Origin of the sequence: Deinococcus sp. Arct2-2, from assembly GCF_004801315.1 — a bacterium.
Taxonomy (GTDB): domain Bacteria; phylum Deinococcota; class Deinococci; order Deinococcales; family Deinococcaceae; genus Deinococcus.
Map to the genome: position 1 here is coordinate 80,436 of NZ_SSNW01000006.1, position 22,681 is coordinate 103,116.

Genomic DNA, 22,681 nt, shown 5'->3' on the forward strand with positions numbered 1-22,681 from the left:
ATGACCAGCCCTGCCCTGAACGGCCAAACGTTGGATGTCTACCTCGGCACCTTTCGCAAGGCGTGGAAGCCCGCCTATGACCGCCGCGCCTCTGCCCTGCCTGCCCCGCAAGCCGAGAAACTGGCCTTCCTGCGGGCCGATACGGGCACGGGCTACAACCCCAACCACATGGCCGAGCGCCTGACCTACCTGCAACAGACTCTGGCCGCCCTCAGCCCGGAGCGCACGGCCTTGCTAGGGGTATTGTTCCCCCAGATTTCAGATACCGTAGAACGCGCCGTAGACACCTTCCTCACGCGCCATACCTATCCGCAGGGCTACTCGCGGCGGGCGTTTCGTGCGCCCGGACAGCCGCAGCAAGCAGAGAGGGCCGCCGCGTGGGTGTGGGCCTTGTGGGAACTGACCCGCGAGTACCCGCAGGATGTGGAATGGTTCGCCGTTCACGCGGGGCTGTTGGGCTGGCGTTCCGACGATTTGGGCTGGCTGTTGGCGCAGGCCATAGACGACGGCAACGAGGCTGTCTTTGATGTGCTGGCACAGACCGCCGCCACCCAGCATCCGGTGGCCCGCATGGGGCGGCATGTCACGCGGGCTTGGTTGGTGTCGGCGCGGCCCGATGCTTGGGCGCTGGCCGAAGGCTTGCTGTTGGCCGCCCAACGTCAGGAAGGGCTGAGGCAGGTCATTTTAGAAAGCATCGACGAGGCCCACCCAGACGCTTTCGCCCGCATGTTACGCCTGATCTTGAAGGAAGACCTGCTCCGCTTTGCCGCCACCGTGCGGGCCGCCGACGTGTGGTTCGGCCTAAATTACGACGTGACCGACCTGAAACGTCTGCGCCCGCTGCTGACACGGGCAGACGGCTTTTTGAACGACCCGGTACAGGCGCGGGCCGCCGTACAAACTGGAACCGGGCAAGAAGCGTTTCTGGCGTTCTACACGCTCGCCATGCGGGATGCGCCGGAAGCTGCCGCCCTGGCCCTCGGCCTGCTTCAGCCCACGCCCGACGCCGACCCGGAACGCCGCATGGCCGCCGCCCGTTTCCTGCTGGACAGCGATCTGTACCAGTCCGCCGATCTGCTGTTTTTGCTGGACGACCCGGAACTGCGAATCGGGGCGCTGTACCTGAACCAACATGGCTACAACACTGACCCCGTAGACAGCAAATTTGAGCGAATCGAAGCCTATGCGCTGCGCCTGTCTGCCGCCCCCAAAGCTGCTAGCGGGGACGCTCCGCATACGCCACTGCTGTTTCCATGGTTGGGCCATCTGCCCAGCCGAGTCGACGTGCTGGACGGCTTGCCGCGTCATCTGGGCACGCGGCCTATCGGGGTGCTGCTGGCCCATCTGCCTGCCATGAGCGGGTCTGGGCGGGCGGCGGTGCTGGGGGCCATACAGGAGCGGGCGCTGGATGGGCGGGAAGTCGACGGGAAAATTGTGGCGACGACGCCTGTCACGCTGGATGACCAGAGCCGCGCTGCCATTTTTACGCTGCTGCAAGACCGGTCTTCGACGCTGTCTCAGCAGGCTGTGAACCTGATCGACCGCTTGCTGACGCACGGACTGACGCTGGAGGAGGGCGAAACGCTGGAACTGGACGCCCTGCTGAAGCGCAAAGGGGCCGACCTGCGCCGGGGCGTGCTGAAACTGCTGGGCCGCGACCCTGCGCACGCCAAAGCCAGTGCGCTGCGCCTGTTGGCCTCGCGTACCGGAGAGCAGCGGCAGGCGGGCCTCCAACTCCTGCTGCTGCACGGGCAGGCCGCCGATCTGCCCGCCGACTTCGTGCCGCGTGGGCAGGCCGAAGAATCGCTGCACGCCGCCCTGATCACGCCCGATGCGGCGCTGACGCTGACAGATGGCCTCGGCCTGTTTGACCCGGCTGAACTGACCCCGCCACGCCCAGTCGCCGCTCACCCCCGCCCCTATACGGCTGTGTTGGCACGCGGCGCGGTCTTGCTCACCGCCCTTGATGAACTTGTCCACACCCACCGCGAAACCCCGGTGACGGGTGAGGGCTGGGACGGCGAGGAAGTGCGGCTGCTGGGCAATTTGGGCTACTGGCACGGCGAACAGTTTCCGCTGCCTGACCTGTGGCTCACCTTCTGGCAGACTCGCGAGAACGCGCAAGACGATGATTTCACGGCCCTCATGTGGGCCACGCGCCGCCATAAGACCCCCGCCGGGGCCGCCGCGCCGGATGAGGAAGACGACATTGATCTGGACGCATTGCTGGACGAGGCCGAAGACGTTGACACGGATGATGTGGACGACGAAGACGGGGACGAAGAGGAAAACGAGTTTGAAGACGGCGAAACTGAAAAGCTGGCGCTGACCGATCAGATTCTGGAAAACATGTTCGGGCCGCCCGTGATGTTGCCCGCGCCCCTGCAGTATGCCTCGCTGATTTTCCGCGTGTTGCCGCTGCTGGCGCGGCAGGCCACCCCCGCCGACGTGGACTTGGCGCTGGACGTGTGGGAGACGCAGTTGGCCGCCCTGCCCCAAGACTGCGAAGTGCAACCTAGCCGCTACAGCTGGGGCAGGGGCGACGATCCCCGCGACGGCCTGCATTCGCCCAATTTTCTGCCTGCTGACCGCTGGACATTGCCTCAGCGCGAGCGGCTGTGGTGGCTGAGTCTGTATCAGAACCAAGCCTTCCCCAAGCTGGCGCGGCGACGGCCCGACACGGCGCTGTTGCTGGAAGCCTACGCACAGGGCTGGGCCAACCGTACCGACTTGCTGGACGCGCTGATCGGCGCTCCCGGCGAACGCGACGGCTACTCCAGCTACGACAACTTCTCAGAACTGCGCCGTTACTCGGGCCGCAAACCGGATGACCGCCTGCCCACCCATCCCGATTGGGTGGCCGCCGTGAATACGGTGCGGGAGCGGGTGCTGGCCGTAGAACTGGAACGCGGTGACCTCGAAACGGCGGCCAGCACGCCTGCATTGGCACTGGCTTGGGTAGACGGGGCGGCATATGCATTGAGGGCGCTGGCGGCGCTGGGCAAAGAACCCCTGCGGCGCGGCTACACGGGCAGCAACGAGAGCCGCCCCAATGTGCTGAGTCACCTGATCCGGGTGTCTTTTCCTGCGGTGACCGATACGCCCGAAACCTTTGCGGAAGCCGTGAAAATGCACGGCATCCCAGAAGGCCGACTGCTTGACCTCGCCATGTTCGCGCCCCAGTGGGCCAAATTGGTAGCGGCCACGTTGGGCTGGAAGGGGCTGGAAAGCGGCGTGTACTGGCTGCACGCCCACACCCGCGACACCAGTTGGTCTGTGGCGCAGGACGTGCGGGAGGCGTGGGAAGCCGAGATCAGCGAGCGCACCCCGCTGACGCCGCAGGAGTTGCTGGACGGTGCGGTGGACGTGGGCTGGTTCCGGCAGATGTATGCCGAACTGGGCGCGGCGCACTTTGCCCGCTTGCTGGACGCCGCCAAATACGCGTCCAGCAGCGGCGGCCACAAACGCGCCGAACGCTTTGCGCGTGCGCTGCTGGGCGAGTTGCCTGAAGAAGAACTGATCGGGGCCATTGCCGCCAAACGCCAGCAGGACAGCGTGCGGGCGCTCGGGCTGCTGCCGCTCAGCCGGGGCAAGCAGAAGGGCGCGGCGCAACTGGAAGGGCGTTACCGCGTGCTGTCGGACTTCCGGCACTCGGCGCGGCAATTCGGGGCGCAGCGGCAAGTCAGCGAACGCCTCGCGGCAGACATCGGGATGCAGAATCTGGCCCGCACTGCCGGATACGCCGACCCGCAACGCCTGCGCTGGGCGATGGAAGCGCGGCTGGCCCCTGACTGGACACGGCAGGCCGATGTAGAAGGCGTGCAGGTGGGCCTGACCCTGACTGCGCAGGGAGAAGCCAGCCTGTGGGTGCGGCGCGGCGAAAAACCGCTGAAGAACCTGCCCGCCGCCCTCAAAAAGCACCCCGAAATTGTGGCGATCCGCGACACCCTGACCGAACTGGGGGCCACACGGGGCCGAATGCGGGCCGCGCTAGAGGAAGCGATGGTGCGCGGCGACCTGTTTACGCCGCAGGAATTGACGCAACTGGCGCTGCATCCAGTCATTGCGCCCCTCTTGCGGGCGCTGGTGTGGGTGCAAAACGAAGCGGCGTTGGGGTGGTGGCAGGGTCAGGAGCTACACACTTTGGCTGGCCCCGTTCCCACCGCCGACCTCGCCCTCAGAATTGCCCACCCACACGACCTGTTTGTTTCCGGGCAGTGGCGAGAGTGGCAAGCGCAGGTGATCGAACACGAGGTTCAGCAGCCCTTCAAGCAGGTGTTCCGCGAGTATTACCCCCTGACGCCTGCCGAAAGCGGTGCCAAACGCTCGGCCCGCTACACCGGACACCATGTGCAGCCCGCCAAAGCGCTGGCGCTCCTGAAGGCTCGCGGTTGGGTGGCGGTGCATGAAGAAGGCATCCGCAAAACCTTCCACGCTGAGGGCATCAACGTGTGGCTGGATACGTCTTTGGCGTACTCCACGCCCAGTGAGGTGGAGGGCACGCCGCTGGACGGAGCCTATTTCACGTCGCGCGACACGGGCGAAGTCATGCCGCTGGCGACTATTCCTCCGCGCCTGTTCAGCGAAACCATGCGCGACCTCGATCTGGTGGTCAGCGTGGCGCATGTGGGCGGCGTAGACCCCGAAGCCAGCCAGAGCACCACCGAAATGCGGGCGGCGCTGGTGGGCGAAACCGTGCGCCTGCTGAAGCTGGAGAACGTGCGCCTGAAAGATCAACACGCCCTGATTGACGGCGCGTTTGCCCAGTACAGCGTGCATCTGGGATCGGGCAACGTGCATCTGCTGCCGGGTGGGGCGCTGTGCGTGGTGCCCGTGCATAACCAGCAGCAGGGCCGAATCTTCCTGCCATTTGCCGATCCTGACCCGCGCACCGCCGAAGTGGTCTCGAAGGTGCTGCTGTTTGCCCGTGACCGCGAGATTCAAGACCCGACGATTTTGGAGCAGTTGCGGTGAGGGGTTGGGGTTATGGGACTCTTGGTGCTGTGTGGGCGGGCGTCTAAGGGTCTAAGAAAGGGCAAGGGCAATCGCGTTGCTCATTCACCCCCTCCCAACCTCCCCCCTCAAGGGTGAGGAGCGAACAGCCCTAGATTCAGTTTTTGCCGTTAGCCCTCGCCCCTTGCGGGACTCGCAGAGCTGCGCCGCAGAGAGGGGCGCTGCACCGCAGCGGGGTGGCTCGCAGAGCTGCGAAGCAGAGGGGGCGTCCGAGCGGCCAACTCCCCAATCAATTCCAACCCAAAAAAGGACGCTGGAGCAGTTGCCCAAGCGTCCTTTTACGATCTATCTAACTCAGCCCTTTATAGCCATTCTTGCTTGCCGCGCACATACTTGGCGTCGAATTCAGCGTCTGATTTGGTGAGGTACAAGATGCCTTCGATCAGGCCCAGAAGGCCAGCGGCGAAGGGCAGGAACAGGAACAAAAAGCCGATGCCGAGCCACCACAGCAGCGTAAACATCAGGTAGCCGCCGAGCGTGACGGCCAGCATGACGATGCCCGGTTTGGTCATGCCCAAATAGAACTTGTGGATGCCGAGGCTGCCCAAGAAGATCGCCAGCAGCCCCGCGATCAGTTTTTTGGTGCTGGTATCTGCTGAAGCGATTTGGTTCAGGCCGCCCTGTACCGACGACTGCACCGAAGCCTGAGCCTCGCTCCAGAGTTGCGAGGACGTGGGCTGCGGGGCGGGTTGCTGGCCCATCGGCATCGGCGCAGGCTGAGGCGGGTGCATGGGCGCAGGCGCATAAGCGGTCGGCGCGGGCGTACTTTTGCCCCCCGTGACCTGTCCAAACGGATCGTCGCTGCGGTAGGGCGTGTGGCTGGGTGTATGGGTGGGGATGTGACTGGGTGTATGACTGGGCGCAGCTTCCGCGTGCTTGCCGAGGTCTACGGGGGTTGGGCCAGTGGGCGCAGCGTTGGCATCGGCAGCTTTGGTGTCAGCAGTTTTAGTATCGAACGTGTCGGCCCAGTGCGGCGCGTTGCCAGATGATGAGCTAGACGAAGGGCTGGATGAAGGAGCGGGAGCGTCGGGTTTCGGGCCGAGGTTGTTCGGATCATTCGTCACAATTGGGCCTCCTGTGGCTACCTTGAATCATGACCCGGCGGCTTGCAAGCTCTGGCCTTCATCTACCGTGCCAACACAGCGCAAACCTGTTTCACCCGCGACTCTACGTTGCCTGTCACCTCACTGAACGCTACGCGCCGCGTGCCCAGATCTTGCCGAATGAAGCCCTGCTGCACGGTACGCACCTCGGTGTTGGCCCGCCAGCCGTCTTGCTCGTGGGGCAGAGCGGGGGCGCACAGCAACGTGTGGGCGTAGCGGGTGCGGCAAGCGTCGGCTAGGGCGTGCAGTTCGGGCAAGGCCGTGCCCGTCAGCAAATATGACCACATTAGTGTGGTGGCGGCGTGCGTATCGCAAAACACCCAGCGGTGAACACCGGGAGCGCGGGCGGCCTCGTCCTCCAGAGCGCGGTGGCCGAGTGCGATTTCCAAGAAATGCTCCGGCGTCAGCACCCCGTTTTCCCGTTCGTACACGTCGCGCCCGTACTCGCGCACCCAACTTGTGCCTAGGCTTTCGCCCAGTGCCCGCGTGAGAGTGCTTTTGCCGGTGCTTTCTGCGCCCAGCACGGCCACACGCTGTACAAAATGGGCGTACACGTGGGCTTCCAAGTAGGCCCGCTGCCCATGTACATCGGCCCGAAGCTGCGTACCCGAAATAGGAACCGTCGCCCGCGCTGCGTCTACGCACACATGCACCGCGCCCAGTTCGGCAGCCAGCGCGTCGCCGTAGGCTTCAGAGGTGAACACCGCGTCCGGCCTGACCTGCCAGCCGTCCAGCACGGCCCGCACATAGGCGCGGTGGGTGGCGTCGGGTTTGGTATTGAGTGGGGGAGACGGGGCGTCGGGCAGCAGGTGTAACCCCGGAAACAGCCGCGCCGGAAAGGCTTCCCGAATCCAGTTGCGGCGCAGGGGCGAAGGCATCTGGGCAAAGTCGGGCCGGGAATACACCCACACGCTGACCCGCTCGCACTGCTCCAGCGCCCGCTGAATAAGGAGGCGGTGGCCCAGATGAAAGGGGGCAAATTTGCCGATGATCAGGCCGTGCGAGTAGCGTCTCTGCCCCGGCTTAGGCAAGGGCTACCGTCCGGGTATCATCCTTGCGCCATGCTTGCCAGCCGTACACGCTCATGGCCGCCAGCACGAATTGCAGCCCAAACAGCACCCAGTATTCGGTGTGCCAAAAATACACGGCCTGCACCGCATTCACGGCGATCCATACGGGCCAAGACCAAGCCCAGCGCCGCGTGGTGGCAAAATTGGCGATCAGGGCCAGCGACACCGCCGCGAACTGCACCCAGTTCCACGCCGCCGAAAAATCGGTGACGGCGATGGTGTAGGCAAAAATCAGCAGGCTAGCCACCCACGTCACGCCGTACCAGAGCGGCTCGTTGAACCGGACTTCGCCCTGGTTGCGCCGCGCCTCTAGGTGCCACAGGTACAGGCCGTGAATGCCGAAAATCAGGTACGTGACCTGCAAGCCCGCCAGCAGCCATTGCCCACCGCCTACGAACAGCAGGAAATAGGGCAGCAGCGATGCATTAGACCAATGCCAGTACGTGCTGGACTTGCTCCAGAGGTAAGACAGACTGATGAGGACGCACAGGCCGCCCGCGAGGTCTAGGTAAAGGGAGGGAATGGGGAGGGTAAAGAGGGTCATTAGGCCATCTCCTCGCACAGCTTATGAATTCTCTCTTCAATAGGCTTGCCAATTCCAAGCATCTGATTGTGGTGATTTTCGCAGATGAGCCAACTGAAGTCTTTTGCTACCAAGTAGTATTCAAAAGCATGTATTTCATTTGGGACGGATATGATGGCGGCAACGCGCCCTTCAAAAATCCAAAAATTTCCACTCTTTTTATTGCCTTCCCAATCCTCAGCAATGAACCACACCCTCTCTTCTGCTGACAAAATCTGGGCAAGGTAATCAGGCCCATTGTTGTGTTCAACTTGTAAGACTTCTGCTCGCCCCTTCAACCCTTCCCAAAGCCACATCTGATTTTCGCCGTGAGAGCCAAAGCGGGTAAACGTTTCAAGAATATGGTCAAGAATTGGAGCATATTGGTGCTGTCTGAGCGGAAAAAACTCACTTTCTGGAATATCCAAGCTGCGTAGGGCTTCGGCTATTTTTGTTCGCATACCTCTACGCCCGCCCCCGAACCTCATCCAGCGTGTCCCGTACCAACATCTCCCCATCCCTATATACCGTCCGCATCAGGCTACCGGGGAAGTCGGTATCGAAGGTTTTATAGGCCTTCGTGACCATACGCCCGTTTTCCTGCACCAAGTCCAGCACGCCGTCTTTGCTGCGTTTGCCGGGATCGGTCACGGGGTCTTTGTAGATGCCCCGGTATTCGCCGTCAATCAGGCCCGCGCTGGCTTTGTAGGCGAAGCGTTGGGTGTCGCGGTCTACCTTTTGCAGGAGTGCGCCGCCCATGCCAAAGGCCACGTTCTCGGCGCTGTAGCCGTCTACGACTAGGTTTTGCAGAATCTGGCGAATGGTGGTTTCGTCTATGCCGTCGCCCTGAAGCACCCGCACATGGTTCAGCACCTTAAAGCCCTTGGAGTTCGTGCTGGTGCCGAATTTGGCGGCCAGTGCGTTCACGGCGAGGCGCACCATCGCAGGCGGTTCGCCGCTGTCGGGGCGTACCACGAGGGTTGCGCCGCAGTCGATGACCTCTTGGCGTAGCGTTTCGCCCCAGTGCACATTGATGGCGTATTTCAGGTCATACGAGTCGCTGACCACTGCGTACAGGCCGCCGGGTTTGCCGAACTGCCGAATCATGTTGCGGTAGGCGTCTACCTCATGCTCTTTGCCCCAACTGGTAATGGTGCTGTGCTCGGCGGCGGGAATGCTGAAGCCTGCCATGTCTGCGCCGTAGTGGTTGCGGGCCACGCGCAAGGCTTCTAGCGTATCGCTGCCCTGAAAGTTGATCAGGTGCGCAAGGCCGCCCAGCCCGGCGCTTTCGCGGCTGCTGACGCCCCGGCTGCCAAAATCGTGCAGCTTGAAGGGCAGTTCCTCGGCGGCGCGGTCACTGGTCTGTTCCAGCACGGCGCGGATAATTTCGCGGATGTGGTAGCTCTGGGTGGCGACGGTGGTGGGGTCACGTTGTTCAGCAGAGTGCGCGACTTCTCTGCCCGCTTTATCCAAGCTGCTCGCCGTTTCCGACGAGGTCAGACTATATCTTCACCCGCGTGGGGTGGCTCCCATTTCCGCCCGCTTGGGCGTACTCCCCGAAGGGATAGTCGTTGAACGTTCCTTCTGAAGCTGCTGATGGTGATGCACCTGTTCTATCCAAGCTGTCCAGTGTTCTACGGTCAGTTCAGCTTTCGAGGTGTTGCAGATATCGTAGGAGGACACGCAGTTGCTTAGGCTATAGCCTTCACGATTATCTACCCGGTCTACACCGTTGTACCTGAACTCTTGGTGCGCCTTGATCGAGCGAATAGTCATGTGAGGCGCTGCGCCGCAGTAGTGACAGTTGCTTCCGATCAGCAGGCAAAACGTCTCCATATCAAGGCCAAACTCATAGCCCCGGCGTGCTGCTGCTTTTCGGTGGTTACGGTAAAGGTAATTCTTCACCGCTTGGCTTTCAGGTTGACGCGCACTAAATCTAGGAGCCTTAAGACCGCATCTGCATGAGGTGTGCTTTCCGGTTTTGAGGGCGTGCGTCTTGGCAATCGTTTGGCCGCCGCAATCGCACTGGCACAGGTAACCCTGTTCACGTGAGTGGTGCGAGATCACCACCAGCTTGCCAAAACGCCTTCCCAACATCTGTGCAACGTGCCTGTTCATGTCACTCCCCTACTGGTTCCGCTTTTCCCATCAGAGAGACTTCTAGCTTCAGAGGGCTTCGCTGCTGATTACCATGCCGTTAGGGTCAAGGCCCACAAGGTTTAGGCTTCCAGCAATTAAAGAGCTACAGACACGGCATTGCTGCCGTGCAGGGCAACCATTTACCAAACCCGCATCAACATTGTTTCGAACCAACCCACCAGCCAAGGCAATTCGGGGTCGGTGTTGGTCACACTCATCAGCACGTTGTGAATCGGCACCAGCGTTCCTTCGGGTACGGCGCGGATTTCTAGCGGCAACCGCCCGCCGTGTACGTTCACCACGCGCATCCAGCCGTCATAGGGAAAAGGTTCGCCGTGCGCTTCGATCAGGTCGCGGGCTTCTTGCACCATCGGGGCAGTCACGGGGCGCGTCAGGTAGCGGTCGAGCAGGTATTGCAACCCAAAAAAACGCGTGACCGGATACCGCCCACCGCGAGATTCGAGGTAAGAAAACAGCCTTGTCGTGCCCGCCGGGTACTGAAGAAAATGGCTGCTTTTGTAGCTGTCGGTGTCGAGGATCAAATTATCGTCAGCGAGGAGGTGCAGAGACATCGTCATGGTCAAGCTCCTTACGAGGGGGAGAGGCTGCCCTCTTGTCTCATAATGTACAATCATAATTATTAGAACAGTGAGTAAGCATGGTGCAAACACTCACTTTATCTGTCGAACACGGAAGCCCCGCTTGGTGTCGTAGTAGGGCAGGCCCGCCACCGGCAGAACTTTGGCTTGCGGCCTCTCTATCCAAAAGCGCCGCAGCTCCAGATAGATCAAATTCAGCCGCACCACTTCGCAAAATTCAGCGTAACTGACGTTTGCGCCGGGCGTAAACGTAGACGAGGGATAAATGTGTACTCGCCCGCCTTGCCGTACAGCCGTGCCCTCCTCGCGGAGATTCACACCGCCTCCGTCTGGGGCCAGATTCAGCAGTTCGGGCAAAAACTGAAGGTCAGCATCTTGCAGCCAACTGCCATTTACAAACTCGTTGAGGACATGAACGGCATCAGCGTGACCTCTGGTGTTCAGAGACACTCGGTGCGGGTACTCCGGCCCAGACCGCTCAGGCCAGCGCCGAATCTCGCTGATGCTGATGCAGTCCAGACTGAGCCGCCAGATCATAGGATTGGTCATTTCGCCTCTCAAGCAGCGCCGTTCTTAGCTAGAATTCTTGTGTTATCCCCGCATCAAAAAGTGTTCGATGATCGCGTGGTGGTCTTCGAAAAACAGTTCCGGGTGGGCCAACGCCTCGCTCATCGGCAGCCAAAAGGCTTCGGCGGCGTCGCTGGCCGCCCGCAGCAGGGGCAACTGGCCTATGCCCAAATCGAAGTGGTAGGCGTGCGTAATGGTGCGCCCGCGCTGGCTCCGGTCGGGGTAATCGAACACGGCCTGAGCGCGTAAGGCTCCGGCCAGATTCACGCTCTCGCTGAGGCCGGTTTCTTCGTGGGCCTCGCGTACAGCGCAGTGCAGCAGGGTTTCTCCGGGTTCCAGAAAGCCTCCCGGCATGGCGAGGCGGCCCCGGCCCGGCAACCCCGCCCGCCGCACCACCAGCACATGCCCGCTGCGCGTGATCACGGCGTCGGTGGTCACGAAGACGGGCGCGAACGGCGCGTCCTTCCATGCGGCGCGGTAGGTCTGCAAATACTGGTATTCCTCGCGCAACTCGGCGTATTCGGGCAGGGCGCGGAAGGCATCCAAGAAGGCGTGCACGGCGGGCGGAACCATGCCCCGCACATCGTCTAGGCGGTCTTCAAAGTAAGCCTTGCGAACATCGGTGGCACTCAGCGGGCTGACCACATGCGTCGGAATAAATTCCCAAGCCGGAAAGGAACGCAGGTAGTAACTGCTTTCATCCTTGACATGGCCGATCAGGGCCACATCGCTGCTGCCGTGCGTATGGGCCTGCACGCCGCGCTGCACGGCTCCCAGCCACAGTCCCTCATTATAAAAATAGTCGCGCACATGCACGAACAGTAGGCGCGAACGCTTGATGCCCACGCCTTCCAGCATGGCCGTCAGCACTGCTTCCCGTTCCGAGGCCGTAAAAGGGTTTTTGGTGTTGCGGGCGGCATCGGCGCTGCCAATCACCACGATCAGCTTCTGCACACTGTCCAGCGCTTCTTGCATCACCGACAAGTGCGCCAAGTGCGGCGGCTCGAACCGCCCGATGTACACGCCAAACGTGCGCTTGCGGGTGCGTGTCGGAGCAGCGATATCTCGGCCTATAGCAGCGGGCGGCTCGGAAAGCGGCGAGGTCATTGCTCACAATGCACAGACTAAATCGTGTGAATCGTGAGCGGCATGAGCTGAGGGGCAAGGAAAGCCGAAGGGCACGCCCCCAACTCCCCCAATGTTCGCGGCAACTCGGCAGCAAAAATGACGTAATGTGAAGTTATGAAGACAAAACCAGTGAATAAGGTGCTTCTTTCTGCCGCCCTTCTCCTCACCTCTGCACTTGGCGTCGCCTCTGCCGGGGGAGCGGCTGCACCCACCGTTGGCGGCAGCACTGGTCAAATTCAGGCCGCCACGCCCAACAGTGTGGCCGCGACTCTGCGCGAAGCGGGTTACAAGGTCACCGTGAACCCCGCCAACCCCGATGAAGACCCCAGCCTCAGCGTCACGGCGGGCGATTACGACATCGATATGTGGTTCAGCAACTGCAAGAGCAACGTGTGCACCCGCGTCACCGCCAGCTTTTATTGGGATTACAGCGATGACGAAGACAGCCTTGATGTCGAAGTCGCCAACGAGTGGAACAGCAACTACTACACCCAGTCTTACGTGTACGAAGGCAGTTATTACCTCGACGCCACCATGATCGTGGCGGGCGGCTACACCAAAACGGCCCTCAAAGCGTGGATGACCGAGTACTTGGATGACGTCGAAGCCTTCGAGGCCGATCTGCCCTGAAGTAAATCAGTTTAGACAAGCACTTTCTATTGCGCCGCCCTCGTCTCTGGAGGCGGCGCTTTTTGTACGCGTGTTGGCCCAATCTTTAGGACAACTTGGTTTGCCCTTGAATTTGCGGGCGCGGCTACTCTTGACTCGGGCTGCATAGGTGCAGCATGAGGTCACATTCTAAAGACGACCCGAATAACGCCCCGCGTTGTGGTTCAGTCTGGAGGTTTTACCCATGAAACGAATCCTGATGCTTTCTGCCGTTGCCGCCGTCGCCCTGTCTTCTTGCAGCCTGATCGACCGCAATGTCGGGACCAACTACACGCTGGGCAAGCAGCCCGCTGCTGGTGACCTGACCGTTGTGGGCGGCGTCAACGTGCGGCGCGGCGATATGGTCATGACCTCTGCCCGCGTGACTGGCCTGAAGGCCGATACTTTCTACGTGGCCCACTACCACGTGCAGGGCACGGCCAGCGCCGATCCTTGCAAGAGCGGCGGCGCACCGATCATGGCCAGCAAAATCGTAGGCAAGAGCGACAGCAGCGGTTACTTGGCCCTCAACGGCGAAGTGGCTACCAGCGTCGTCACGGCAGCCACCTACTTCAACGTCCACACCGCAGCCGACGCCGCCGGTACACCAGCCGACGCGGGCGTGGCCTGCACGGGCGTTCGCCTCTAAGCTTTTCTTTCTCCAATTTCGGGCGGCCTTCCAAGTGGGGGCCGCCTGATTTTTGGTCTGTCCTGTGTCGTTGCCCGCGCTGCGTTACCCTGCACGGATGAACTGCAAGTTTTCAGCCCCCGCCCTGTCTACCGGGTCACTCTTATGAGCCTGCGTATCTTGGGCGGCAGCGCCAAAGGCCGTGAGTTACAGGTGCCAGAAGGAGCGCGGCCCTCCAATGTCCGCATTCGCAAAAGCCTGTTCGATATGCTCGCGTCGCGTTTGCCGGCTGGCCCGCTCCCCGGACGCCGCTTTCTGGACATGCACGGCGGCAGCGGCGCGATTGGGCTAGAGGCGGCCAGCCGGGGCTATTCCGTCACCCTGATCGAAATGAACCCGCGTGGCGTGCGTACACTGGACGAGAACGCCCGCGCCGCACAACTGAAGGTGCGAATCCTGAAAGGTGACGCCGAAAGCCTCCTGCCCGCGCTGGGGAGCTTCGATGTGGTGTTCAGCGATCCGCCCTATGCCCAAGACATCTCACGCCTCGCCGCCTCGCTGCTGAAAGGCCAGATCGTGGCTCCCGGCGGCCTGCTGATCTGCCAGCACCCAGACCGCTGGGAGCGCGTGGCCCTGAACCTGCCCGAACACGCCGACTTCGAGCGGGAACTGCGCGAGTACGGCAGCAATTCGCTGACCATCTACGAGCGGCGGGAACTGGAAGAAGCGGCAGACGAACAAACAGCAAACGAACAAGCAGCAGACGCGGAAGAAGAGAACACTGAAGCTTCAGAACCCGCTAGCATCCAACCCACATGAACGCCGTTTTCCCCGGATCATTCGACCCCATCACCAGCGGCCATATGGACGTGCTGACGCGGGCCGCCAAGATTTTTGACCACGTGACCGTGACCGTGATGCACAATGCCCGCAAAACGGGCCGTCACCTGTTTACGCTGGAGGAAAGGCTGGAGATTTTGCGTGAGGCCACCGCCCACTTTGGCAACGTCAGTGTGGACAGTTTTGGCGGCCTACTGGTGGATTACATGCGCCAGCAGCAAAAAAGCATCATCATTCGCGGGCTGCGGGCGGTGTCCGACTACGAATACGAACTGCAGATCGCGCACCTGAACCGTCAGATTGGTGAGGTAGAAACCGTGTTCATCATGGCCGCCACCCGCTGGAGCTTTGTGAGCAGCAGCATGGTGCGCGAAATTGCCAGCTACGGGGCAGACATCAGCGAAATGGTGCCGCGTGCCAGCGCCAACGCCCTGCGCCGCATTCACGCCGACGTGTACGCCGAACGCGAGGCCGAAAAGGTAGAGACCCAGTTGCGGGTAGACGGGGGAATGGGGGAGCGGGGGTAGGGGAGAAGCGCAGCAATCTTCGCAAGCCAAAAAAGGGCCAGCACACCGGGCATTCCCCAGCGTCTGGCCCCCTTTTTGTCGGTGATTAGCCCAGCACGACTTCAGCCGCAGCCGCAGCTTTCAGCTTCCCGGCTTTGTCGGTGGCCTCCCACGGAAATCCATCGCGGCCAAAGTGACCGTAGGCGGCGGTTTGGGCGTAAATGGGGCGGCGCAAATCCAGTTCGTCAATGATGGCCTGCGGGCGGGCGTCGAAGTGGGCGGCCACCAGTGCGGCCAAAGCCTCATCGCTGACTGTGCCTGTGCCGTAGGTATCCACACGCAGGCTGACCGGGTGGGCGCGGCCAATCGCGTAGGCCACCTCTACCAGTGCCCGCCGTGCGAGCCCTGCTGCCACGATGTTTTTGGCGATGTAGCGGGCGTAGTAGGCCGCACTCCGGTCTACTTTGGTGGGGTCTTTGCCGCTAAATGCGCCGCCGCCGTGAGGAACTGCTCCGCCGTAGGTATCCACGATGATTTTGCGGCCTGTGAGTCCGGTGTCGCCGTGTGGCCCACCGATCACAAAACGCCCGCTGGGATTGATGAAAAACTTGGTGTCGGCGTTCAGCAACTCGGCGGGAATCACGGCACGAATGACCTGTTCGATCATGTCGGTACGAATCTGCTCCTGCGTCACGTGTTCATCGTGCTGCGTGCTGATGACCACCGTGTCCACCAGCGTTTCGGTGGCGTCGTGCGGCTCGCCGTCGCGCACCACCGTTACCTGTGCTTTGGCGTCGGGGCGCAGGTAGGCAAAGTGCAGCGCGGCGGTCTCGGCATCCGTCAGGCTTTCACCCTCTTTCAACTCGGCCTGCCGCGTTTGGGCCGCAATCGCCGCCTTTCGCAACTCGGCCAAACGGCGCGTCAGCTTGTGAGCCAAGGAAATCGGCAGCGGCATCAGCTCCGGCGTTTCGTCGGTGGCGTACCCGAACATCAGGCCCTGATCCCCGGCCCCCACCTTAGAAAAGGCGTTTTGGGGCAAGTCGCGCTCGGCTGGCGTCATGGCCCGCCATTCCTCGGAAGTATCTACACCCTCCGCAATTTCGGGCGACTGCTCATGAATCGCCACCAGCACAGCGCTGTACTCGGCATCGAAGCCGTAGTTGGCGCGGGTGTAGCCCACCTGCTTCACGGCCTCACGCACCGTTTTTTGAATGTCGACGTGGGCAGTGGTGGCCCGCACTTCGCCCGCAACGACGGCCATGCCTGTGGTCACCAGCGTTTCCACAGCCACGCGACTTTCCGGCTCCATCCGCAAAAACTCATCCAGAATCGAATCTGAAATAAAGTCTGCCAACTTGTCCGGGTGTCCTTCCGATACCGACTCCGATGTGTAAAACTTCCGCATACGTTCTCCTGACGGGGCGGGGGTGCGTCTCACAGAACTCTGTCTCACAGAACTAGGGAAACTACCTGGAGAGGATGTCGCCTGCGGCCCCGCCCGGCCCGGTCTGCACGGTGGCAGCCCAGACGACTTGCAGGGTAACGCAAGGTCAGGGGTCAGAACAGGGACGAATTTCAGGGGGGCGGTTTGGGGCGCTGGGGGTCAGGGATGCGGGACGGGTTTGGGGTGCCGCGCTTAGGCCAGCATTCAGCGTTGACGATTCCGGGCAACCCCCCCAGTCTGCTTCGCAGCCAGCCCCCCTCAAAGGGGAGCGCAAAATCTTTAATCCTCCCTTCTAAGGGGGGGCGTTGGGGAGCAACGGGGGGGTTCACCTTCCAGCTCCATGTTCCAAGATGTTGCGTTCCAAGACGTTGCCAAGCTAAAGAAGAATCAACACTTCCTCACTCCCTACCCTGCTCCCGTTTCCGCCGCCACCGCTGCCCCAATCCCTTGCGGCAATTCCCGCGCTACACGTTCCAGTGTGCGCCCCGCCGCTGCCCGCACCATTTTCTCGAAGGCTACGCCGCCCCAGCCCTCGGCTTCGGGGGTGGCAAGGTGGGCCACGAAGCGGAAGGCAAACTGAATCAGGCCCGCGCTATCTGCCGAGGCCGTGCCGCTCACCTCCACCCATGCCCGCTGGCCTGAGATGGGCTGTGGCGTCAGGGCCGCGCCGTCTGGCAGGACTTGCAGCAGGCTATAAAACGGCAAATCCACTTCGCCTAGCACAGGCACAGGCACGATCAGTTCTCCGCGTACTCCCTCGGCGTTGCCCGCCAACCCGCGCAGAAAGCGCACCCTCGACAACGCCAGCGCCGGATCGCGCACAAAGGCCAAGGCCGCCGCCTGCCCGTGCGGGTGGCTCAGGCTAAAGCTCTGCTGTGCTTCTAAGATCATTGGGCTTCCAGAATCATGCGAGTGGCCTAGATTGAATGGGCAGAAGCTTCAATCCACCCACTCGATCACCACGCGGCCCGCTTGCATGGCGTCTTGCAGTTCTGTGTCGTTGGCACTTCTCAGGCGCGGCAGGTGGGCAAAGCGTGGCGTGGCCGAGGCGAACCCGAGGCGCACCACGATCTCGTCGCTCACGTCATCCTTGCCCATGCGCCACACCAGTTGCCCGCCCAGCGATTCCAAATGCCGGGTGAGGTCTGCGGGAATGGGCGGGTCAGGCGCGTCCGTCATGGGTTCATTGTAAAGCGCCCGAACTGACATGAGCCGCACAAGCTGCCGCCCCAGTATCACTAACCCAGTACCACGAACCCAGTACTGCCGCCCCATTGCAGCCGGGGCGCGGGTAAGCTACAACAGACGGCATGACGGCCCCCGAACTCCGCTGGCGCACCTTAGAAACTCGCGTAGGTCTGGACGCTTTGCCCGACTTCCACCGGGCGTTTTTGGCTTGGCGCGGCGTAGAGGGCGTGGCAGACATGCCCCTACGACGGGTAGGCCAGAGGGTGGAAGCCGAACTGAACCGCATGGTGCTGCAAAGCCTGACCCGCAAGGAAGACGACGACTGGGCGCTGATTCCCGGCGCACTGGAGGGCTTCGAGGCCGCCGCGCCGTTCCTGCCCGATGCCCCGGAAGGCTTACCGGTCTAGGCGCTCTGGCTAGGCGTCCTCATTTCTTCCCCACCGAATACTCATTTCCGCTTAACATGTTGGGCGTGAAAAAGTTTTTGTTGGCTCTGGCCCTCCCTGCCCTGCTCGCCTCCTGCGCTCCTACCGTCATGGGCGCTCAGTCTTACAGCCCGGTCGTCCTAGAAACGCCTCTTTCGGCAGTGCGAATCGCGCCGGGCCAGACTGTGTTTGCGCAGTTCAAGTACCCGCGCGGCCTGCTGGGTGTCAGCGAGAATCTGTTTGATGCAGTCATTATCGATTTTTCTCAGCGGGCGGGTGTCGGCGATGTGGCCTCCCCCGAAAACCGCGCCGATTGGCTCAAAATGACGCCCTCGGACTTGCCCAAAGGCGTGAAGGTGGAACTGGTGCAAGCGGGCCTGCTTAAAGATATTCGCCGCACCAAAGACAAAACCGCCAGCGTGGAAGTCAGTTACGCCGAGGTTGTCCGGGTGGTGCTGAAGGTGACGGCAGAACCGGACGCCGCATTGGGTTTCGAGCTTGCCAAGCTGAATTTTACGGGCAACGGCGTTGACGACAGCGTTCTCCTTTCGCTTTCTATAGAAAAGTAAGCGTCGGCACTTCTAGCGGCGTAACCGAATCAGGCTAAAAACAGAGAGGCGGCGCGAAATGGCTGCCTCTCTGTTTTGGTTCACGCCTGCCCAATGTTCCCAATGTTGAAGCTCTAGGGTTTAAACCACCGTGCGCTTCACTTCTTCCAGCACTTCTGCCGCATCTGTGGCCGGATCGACGCCTTGCCAGTGGTGGGCAATTCGGCCTTGTGGGTCGATCAGAAAGGTTTCGCGGCGGGCCATTTGAACTTCTTCACCCGGCAACAAGTCGTCCAGCACACCAAATCGGCGGCTTACGGCGTGGTCGGTATCCGAAATCAGCGGAAAGGCGACTTTGCAGATATCACGGAACATCAACTGCTGTTTTCGGGTATCGCTGCTGACGCCTAGCAGCGATACGCCGTGCGCCGCAAACTCGCCGCTGAGCGACTGGTAGCGCCGCGCCTGCATCTGGCAATGGGTGGTGTTGGCGCGGGGAAAAAAGAAAATAACGCGCCAGCCGCCGTTGTTTTGGGCAAACTGATAGAGCCGCTCTTGGTCGGTTTGGGCGCTGAAGTCGGGCACGAGGTCGCCAGTGGTCAAGGACATGCCCTTAGTGTAAGAACTCGGCTTTACGGTGGGATGACAAATGTATGGGACGGGGCACAAAGCAAGGCTGGATTCACCTCCCGCCCGCCCCCAATAGGTGCAGACATCAGTTTTTTGGTGTCTGGAATGAAGAAAAGGGCCAAAGTGGGCGTGTGCTGACCGCATGGGTGTAATGTCGTCTTTGCAATAAGGGCCAAAGTCTCTGCTACGTTGTTAGGGTGATCAAAGACGACATGGCCATTCATGCCGGGGTGCCAGAAAAGGCCATCAAGGCTGCCCTCAAACAGTTTGACCTAGAGGCCGATTTGTCCGGCGTCACGTGGGATTTGGCCCGCAGCCGACCCGGACGGCCTACCAAGGTGTATTTCGAGGCAGAAGAGATGTCTCAGATTCAGGACGCCAAGAAAAAGCTAGAGCAACTGCTCAACGACGGCGGGTTTGACCTGTACCCCTGAACGCCCCTTCATACAGCTACTTTTGCTGGAGAGCAACGTCGTCAGGCTTGACGTTGCTCTCTGCTTGTGTGGTTGTTGTCTGACACAAACTTGCTCTGATTCCCGAACATCCGCAACCCCACCGGATGTTCGTCCATCGCCGCCAGCTCGTACTTGTTGCTGCTCGCTCTACTCAGATGATTCTCGCGAATCATCGCAATTTGGCTTGAATGGGGGAGGGTAGAGGGCAGTCTAAGGGTCTAGGGTCGCAGGGTCTGAGGAAGGGCGGTGGCTAGTGGAGCCAGTGCGGCCAGCACGCCTTTCCTCCATCCCACAGCCCACTCCCCAACAACCTACCGTTCGGCCAGCCACACGCCCAAAGCCTCAGCCGACAGGGGCGGAGTGATCGCGTAGCCCTGCGCGGCGTCGCAGCCGAGGTCGCGCAGCACGCTCAGTTGCTCCTGCGTTTCTACCCCCACTGCCGTAACGTGCAGATTCAGGCGGTGGGCCAGATCAATGGTGGCTTGTACCAGCGTCAGGCTGCGTTCGTCGCTGGGCAGGCGGGCAGTGAGGGTAGGGTGCAGTTTTAGGCCGCTGAGGGGAAAGCGGGTCAGGGCGGTGAGGCTGCTGGCCCCGTCGCCAAAGTCGTCTACGATCAGGCGTGCGCCGTGTATCCGCAGTTGCTCCAGCAGGCCCAACGTATCCTGACTATGATCCAACAAGCTGCCCGCCGATACTTCTATGTCGGGTGCGCCTTGCTGGGCCAGCAGGGGCATCAGGTGTTCTAGGCCCGCGCTGCGCCGCAGTTCTTCTAGGCTCAGGTTTACACTCACGCGCCAGTCGGTGTACTTGGGCACGCTGGCCCGCACCTTTGCGCGGCCCCGCAAGGCTTCCTGCACCACCCAGTCGCCCACCTGCATGATCAGGTCGCTGCGGCTCGCCAGCGGCAAAAAGCGGCTGGGGGCCAGCGTGCCCAGTGTGGGATGGTTCCAGCGCAGCAAGGCTTCGGCACTAAACGGCTGGCCGTCTAGGAGGCGCACGGCGGGCTGATACAGCAGCGTAAACTGCTCGCCCGCAATCGCGCCGCGCAGGGCGTCTTCCAGCTCAAAGGCCTCGGCCACGCTGGCTCTAAGGCCCGGATGAAAGGCGCTGGTTTGGGCGCGGCCTTGCCGTTTGGCGTGCTGCATGGCAATTTCGGCGTCAGCTAAGGCCGCGTCGGCAGTAATGTCGGCGGGCAGGTGTGCTACGCCCAGCGCAAAGGTCAGCGATACGTCGCGGCGGCCCGAACGCAGCGGCACTTGCAACGCCGCCTGAATCGCCTGCACCGCGTCGTCGGCACTCAGGTCGGGCAAGTGGGCGGCAAAGGTATCGTCGGCCAAGCGTGCGGCGAGGCCACCATGTAGCCCCGCGAGGTCGTTGAGGCGGGCGGCCAACTGAATCAGCAGATGATCGCAGGCGGTGCGGCCCAGCGCGGCGTTCAGTGCGCCGAATCCATCGGCGTCTAGGCACACCACTGCACCCGTTTTGGGAGTGGCCGCCGCCGCCAAGTGTTCACGCAGGCCGGGACGGTTGGGCAGTCCGGTCAGGGCGTCGTGGCGGGCGTCGTGCTTCATTTTGGCCTGTGCGCGGCGCAGGGCGGTCAGGTCGCGCAGCACCAGCAGCGTGCCGGGTTTGTTTCCTTCTTCTACCCGCGTGGCCCGGACTTCCATATGGCGGGCTACTCCGTCTGGGCGCACCACCAACAGTTCCCGGATCAGGGGCAGATTCAGGGTGCGCAGGTCAGGAATAGACACCGGATCGCCTTCGGGCGTGTGCAGGCGCACTCCCAGTTCTCCCAGCACCCGCGAGAGGCTCAGGTTCAGCAGCTTGGCGGCGTCTAGGCCCACCAATTGGGCGGCCTGCTCGCTGACCAGTTGGGCGCGGCCCGCATGATCGAGCAAAATAGTGGCCGCGTCGCTGAGCGCTAGCACCTGCGCCACCACGCTAGAAGACGCTTGCAGGCCTGCCCCGCGCCCGCTGAGGCCCGCCGCCACCAACAACCCCGGTGCCGTACTGCGCCGCAGGGCAAGGGGCAGCGTGCCGCCCGATACGAGGGGCACATCGCCGTTGGCTGCGCCGCCACTGGCCGCCACGCGCACCAGATCGCGCACCAGTTCCGAGGGCAGGTCGGCAAAACAGGGCCAAGTCCACAGCGGCGTTCCTAGAATGGCGGGCGCGGTGGCCGGGGCCAAATCAGACAAACCTGTGCTGGCCGCCAACACCGTTCCCGTGTCGGTCAGGAGGGCCAGAGGTGTTTCTAGGCCGTCCAGCAAGGCCGTGAGCCGGGCCGCTTCTTGGCGCTCGCCGCTCACGTCCTGTACCGTCCACAGCACGCCTGCCGACGCGCCGCCGAAGTAGGGCCGGGCCTCGCCACGCAGCCACACACCTGTGCTTGCCACGCCTGTCGCTGTGCTGCCTGCGCTCCCCGTGCTGCTTCCTGCCGCGCCGCTGTTCCGGTCAGCACTATCGCGGTCAGGGACTAGGGCGTATTCGTCGGCCAAATGGCTGGCCCGTCCCGACGCGGCAAGAGTCAGGCTCTGCACCAAGTCTTCGCGGCCCGGAAATACCGTCTGAAGCGGCTGTCCTACCACGTCTGGCCCACTTAGGCCGAACAGTTCCAAAAAGGTACGGCTGACCTGACGGAACACCAGATCGGCATTCAGCCACGCGGTAGGCGCGGGAAGCTGAGTAATCAGCATGTCGGCCTCGCGGTTGGCTCCTTCGGCACTGGCCGCCGACAGCAGCAGCGTCAGCACTTCTACGGCCCCTTCAGGCACCGCCGTTTCTTCGCTCCACAGCAGGCCCAGCAGCGCTCCGTCCCGCGTCAGCCAAGACAACTGGCCCCGGTCTAACCAAGCGTCGGGCGGAATCAGTTCGCCGCTGGGTGTCTCGAAGGGCGCGGCGTCGGCACGCACGTTGAGCACCTGTTTGCCCACAGAGGCAAGCAGCGTCGCTTCGGGCGCATGCACACGCAGCAGGTCACGCAGGGCGGTATGGAGGGCAGAAGTCGGAAGAGTCACGTTGGGCAATACCTCTGGAGAAAAGGGCGGAGCAGGATCAGCACATCACGGGGCGGCACTGAGAAGGCAGCACGGGAAAGCAGCACGGAGAAAATAGCGGTGGACAAGCAAGAGAGCAGGAATTGAGTGGAATCACCAGACCGATCAGGTGGGCGGCCAGCCAAAAGAACC

The 22,681-nt window shown here is 62.0% G+C and carries 21 protein-coding genes and 1 pseudogene; 8 read left to right on the forward strand and 14 right to left on the reverse strand.

The window, feature by feature from the left end; all coding sequences use genetic code 11:
- Positions 1-4,974 (forward strand): DUF4132 domain-containing protein, encoded by a 4,974-nt coding sequence (locus E7T06_RS04635; RefSeq protein ID WP_136364663.1) that lies wholly within the window; start codon positions 1-3, stop codon positions 4,972-4,974.
- A gap of 341 nt (positions 4,975-5,315) precedes the next feature.
- Here E7T06_RS04635 and E7T06_RS21635 read toward each other — a convergent pair whose 3' ends face one another.
- The 9 genes and pseudogenes from E7T06_RS21635 to E7T06_RS04680 all read right to left on the reverse strand — a co-directional run bounded on the left by E7T06_RS21635 (position 5,316) and on the right by E7T06_RS04680 (position 12,160).
- Positions 5,316-6,077 (reverse strand): TM2 domain-containing protein, encoded by a 762-nt coding sequence (locus E7T06_RS21635; RefSeq protein WP_240740848.1) that lies wholly within the window; start codon positions 6,075-6,077, stop codon positions 5,316-5,318.
- A 62-nt stretch (positions 6,078-6,139) separates the two neighbouring features.
- The gene (locus tag E7T06_RS04645) at positions 6,140-7,147 is read right to left on the reverse strand and encodes an AAA family ATPase (RefSeq protein ID WP_136364664.1); all 1,008 of its coding nucleotides are present in this window, start codon (positions 7,145-7,147) and stop codon (positions 6,140-6,142) included.
- On the reverse strand, positions 7,140-7,730 hold the full coding sequence (locus E7T06_RS04650; RefSeq protein ID WP_136364665.1) for a nicotinamide mononucleotide transporter family protein: 591 nt from the start codon (positions 7,728-7,730) through the stop codon (positions 7,140-7,142). Before E7T06_RS04650 ends, E7T06_RS04645 begins: the two co-directional genes overlap by 8 nt.
- Positions 7,730-8,209 (reverse strand): DUF6756 family protein, encoded by a 480-nt coding sequence (locus tag E7T06_RS04655; RefSeq protein WP_136364666.1) that lies wholly within the window; start codon positions 8,207-8,209, stop codon positions 7,730-7,732. The genes E7T06_RS04650 and E7T06_RS04655 overlap by 1 nt, the downstream gene beginning before the upstream one ends.
- Positions 8,210-8,213: 4 nt before the next feature.
- Positions 8,214-9,221, reverse strand: coding sequence for a nicotinate phosphoribosyltransferase (locus E7T06_RS04660; RefSeq protein WP_240740850.1), 1,008 nt, complete (start codon positions 9,219-9,221; stop codon positions 8,214-8,216).
- Positions 9,222-9,257: 36 nt separating this feature from the next.
- Positions 9,258-9,866: a hypothetical protein gene (locus E7T06_RS04665; protein WP_136364667.1), complete on the reverse strand. Its 609-nt coding sequence runs from the start codon at positions 9,864-9,866 to the stop codon at positions 9,258-9,260.
- A 164-nt stretch (positions 9,867-10,030) separates the two neighbouring features.
- Positions 10,031-10,459, reverse strand: a pseudogene (locus E7T06_RS04670) (nicotinamide phosphoribosyltransferase domain-containing protein); the annotation flags it as partial.
- A gap of 99 nt (positions 10,460-10,558) precedes the next feature.
- Positions 10,559-11,035 carry a hypothetical protein gene (locus E7T06_RS04675; protein WP_136364668.1) on the reverse strand — a complete coding sequence of 159 codons (477 nt, stop codon included), beginning with the start codon at positions 11,033-11,035 and terminating at the stop codon, positions 10,559-10,561.
- A gap of 42 nt (positions 11,036-11,077) precedes the next feature.
- A complete protein-coding gene (locus E7T06_RS04680) occupies positions 11,078-12,160 on the reverse strand; it encodes a bifunctional nicotinamide-nucleotide adenylyltransferase/Nudix hydroxylase (protein ID WP_136364669.1) in 1,083 nt (360 codons plus the stop codon).
- A 135-nt stretch (positions 12,161-12,295) separates the two neighbouring features.
- On the opposite strand from E7T06_RS04680, the gene E7T06_RS04685 reads away from it, so the two are divergent.
- The 4 genes from E7T06_RS04685 to coaD all read left to right on the forward strand — a co-directional run bounded on the left by E7T06_RS04685 (position 12,296) and on the right by coaD (position 14,824).
- Positions 12,296-12,811, forward strand: coding sequence for a YbjN domain-containing protein (locus E7T06_RS04685; protein ID WP_136364670.1), 516 nt, complete (start codon positions 12,296-12,298; stop codon positions 12,809-12,811).
- Positions 12,812-13,034: 223 nt separating this feature from the next.
- On the forward strand, positions 13,035-13,478 hold the full coding sequence (locus tag E7T06_RS04690) for a superoxide dismutase (protein ID WP_136364671.1): 444 nt from the start codon (positions 13,035-13,037) through the stop codon (positions 13,476-13,478).
- Between the two features lie 144 nt (positions 13,479-13,622).
- Positions 13,623-14,276: an RsmD family RNA methyltransferase gene (locus tag E7T06_RS04695; protein WP_136364672.1), complete on the forward strand. Its 654-nt coding sequence runs from the start codon at positions 13,623-13,625 to the stop codon at positions 14,274-14,276.
- On the forward strand, positions 14,273-14,824 hold the full coding sequence (coaD, locus tag E7T06_RS04700) for a pantetheine-phosphate adenylyltransferase (protein WP_136364673.1): 552 nt from the start codon (positions 14,273-14,275) through the stop codon (positions 14,822-14,824). The genes E7T06_RS04695 and coaD overlap by 4 nt, the downstream gene beginning before the upstream one ends.
- Before the next feature lie 85 nt (positions 14,825-14,909).
- On the opposite strand, the gene metK is transcribed toward coaD, so the two are convergent.
- The 3 genes from metK to E7T06_RS04715 all read right to left on the reverse strand — a co-directional run bounded on the left by metK (position 14,910) and on the right by E7T06_RS04715 (position 17,426).
- A complete protein-coding gene (metK, locus tag E7T06_RS04705) occupies positions 14,910-16,208 on the reverse strand; it encodes a methionine adenosyltransferase (RefSeq protein ID WP_136364674.1) in 1,299 nt (432 codons plus the stop codon).
- A 444-nt stretch (positions 16,209-16,652) separates the two neighbouring features.
- Entirely contained in the window at positions 16,653-17,138 is a 486-nt protein-coding gene (locus E7T06_RS04710) for a DUF3809 domain-containing protein (RefSeq protein ID WP_136364675.1), read from the reverse strand.
- Positions 17,139-17,186: 48 nt separating this feature from the next.
- Complete coding sequence (locus E7T06_RS04715) at positions 17,187-17,426, reverse strand: DUF3248 domain-containing protein (protein ID WP_064015273.1); 240 nt, start codon at positions 17,424-17,426, stop codon at positions 17,187-17,189.
- 131 nt (positions 17,427-17,557) lie between these two features.
- Between E7T06_RS04715 and E7T06_RS04720 the strand changes: the two genes are divergently transcribed.
- Together E7T06_RS04720 and E7T06_RS04725 are read left to right on the forward strand one after the other, a co-directional pair.
- Positions 17,558-17,842 (forward strand): hypothetical protein, encoded by a 285-nt coding sequence (locus E7T06_RS04720; RefSeq protein ID WP_136364676.1) that lies wholly within the window; start codon positions 17,558-17,560, stop codon positions 17,840-17,842.
- A 56-nt stretch (positions 17,843-17,898) separates the two neighbouring features.
- A complete protein-coding gene (locus E7T06_RS04725; RefSeq protein ID WP_240740851.1) occupies positions 17,899-18,429 on the forward strand; it encodes a hypothetical protein in 531 nt (176 codons plus the stop codon).
- A 120-nt stretch (positions 18,430-18,549) separates the two neighbouring features.
- On the opposite strand, the gene E7T06_RS04730 is transcribed toward E7T06_RS04725, so the two are convergent.
- Positions 18,550-19,017 (reverse strand): peroxiredoxin, encoded by a 468-nt coding sequence (locus E7T06_RS04730; protein ID WP_136364678.1) that lies wholly within the window; start codon positions 19,015-19,017, stop codon positions 18,550-18,552.
- A gap of 218 nt (positions 19,018-19,235) precedes the next feature.
- Between E7T06_RS04730 and E7T06_RS04735 the strand changes: the two genes are divergently transcribed.
- A complete protein-coding gene (locus E7T06_RS04735; protein WP_136364679.1) occupies positions 19,236-19,472 on the forward strand; it encodes a hypothetical protein in 237 nt (78 codons plus the stop codon).
- Positions 19,473-19,804: 332 nt separating this feature from the next.
- On the opposite strand, the gene E7T06_RS04745 is transcribed toward E7T06_RS04735, so the two are convergent.
- Positions 19,805-22,510: an EAL domain-containing protein gene (locus E7T06_RS04745; protein ID WP_240740854.1), complete on the reverse strand. Its 2,706-nt coding sequence runs from the start codon at positions 22,508-22,510 to the stop codon at positions 19,805-19,807.
- Positions 22,511-22,681: the final 171 nt, after the last annotated feature.

What these genes read in the sequence shown, in the direction of transcription:
- E7T06_RS04685 (WP_136364670.1), top strand. Translation starts at nt 12,296, where the DNA reads ATGAAGACAAAACCAGTGAATAAGGTGCTTCTTTCTGCCGCCCTTCTC.
- E7T06_RS04655 (WP_136364666.1), bottom strand. Translation starts at nt 8,209, where the DNA reads ATGCGAACAAAAATAGCCGAAGCCCTACGCAGCTTGGATATTCCAGAA.
- E7T06_RS04675 (WP_136364668.1), bottom strand. Translation starts at nt 11,035, where the DNA reads ATGACCAATCCTATGATCTGGCGGCTCAGTCTGGACTGCATCAGCATC.
- E7T06_RS04635 (WP_136364663.1), top strand. Translation starts at nt 1, where the DNA reads ATGACCAGCCCTGCCCTGAACGGCCAAACGTTGGATGTCTACCTCGGC.
- E7T06_RS04680 (WP_136364669.1), bottom strand. Translation starts at nt 12,160, where the DNA reads ATGACCTCGCCGCTTTCCGAGCCGCCCGCTGCTATAGGCCGAGATATC.
- E7T06_RS04720 (WP_136364676.1), top strand. Translation starts at nt 17,558, where the DNA reads ATGACGGCCCCCGAACTCCGCTGGCGCACCTTAGAAACTCGCGTAGGT.
- metK (WP_136364674.1), bottom strand. Translation starts at nt 16,208, where the DNA reads ATGCGGAAGTTTTACACATCGGAGTCGGTATCGGAAGGACACCCGGAC.
- E7T06_RS04730 (WP_136364678.1), bottom strand. Translation starts at nt 19,017, where the DNA reads ATGTCCTTGACCACTGGCGACCTCGTGCCCGACTTCAGCGCCCAAACC.
- E7T06_RS04690 (WP_136364671.1), top strand. Translation starts at nt 13,035, where the DNA reads ATGAAACGAATCCTGATGCTTTCTGCCGTTGCCGCCGTCGCCCTGTCT.
- E7T06_RS04650 (WP_136364665.1), bottom strand. Translation starts at nt 7,730, where the DNA reads ATGACCCTCTTTACCCTCCCCATTCCCTCCCTTTACCTAGACCTCGCG.
- E7T06_RS04725 (WP_240740851.1), top strand. Translation starts at nt 17,899, where the DNA reads ATGTTGGGCGTGAAAAAGTTTTTGTTGGCTCTGGCCCTCCCTGCCCTG.
- coaD (WP_136364673.1), top strand. Translation starts at nt 14,273, where the DNA reads ATGAACGCCGTTTTCCCCGGATCATTCGACCCCATCACCAGCGGCCAT.
- E7T06_RS04665 (WP_136364667.1), bottom strand. Translation starts at nt 9,866, where the DNA reads ATGAACAGGCACGTTGCACAGATGTTGGGAAGGCGTTTTGGCAAGCTG.
- E7T06_RS04710 (WP_136364675.1), bottom strand. Translation starts at nt 17,138, where the DNA reads ATGATCTTAGAAGCACAGCAGAGCTTTAGCCTGAGCCACCCGCACGGG.
- E7T06_RS04715 (WP_064015273.1), bottom strand. Translation starts at nt 17,426, where the DNA reads ATGACGGACGCGCCTGACCCGCCCATTCCCGCAGACCTCACCCGGCAT.
- E7T06_RS04695 (WP_136364672.1), top strand. Translation starts at nt 13,623, where the DNA reads ATGAGCCTGCGTATCTTGGGCGGCAGCGCCAAAGGCCGTGAGTTACAG.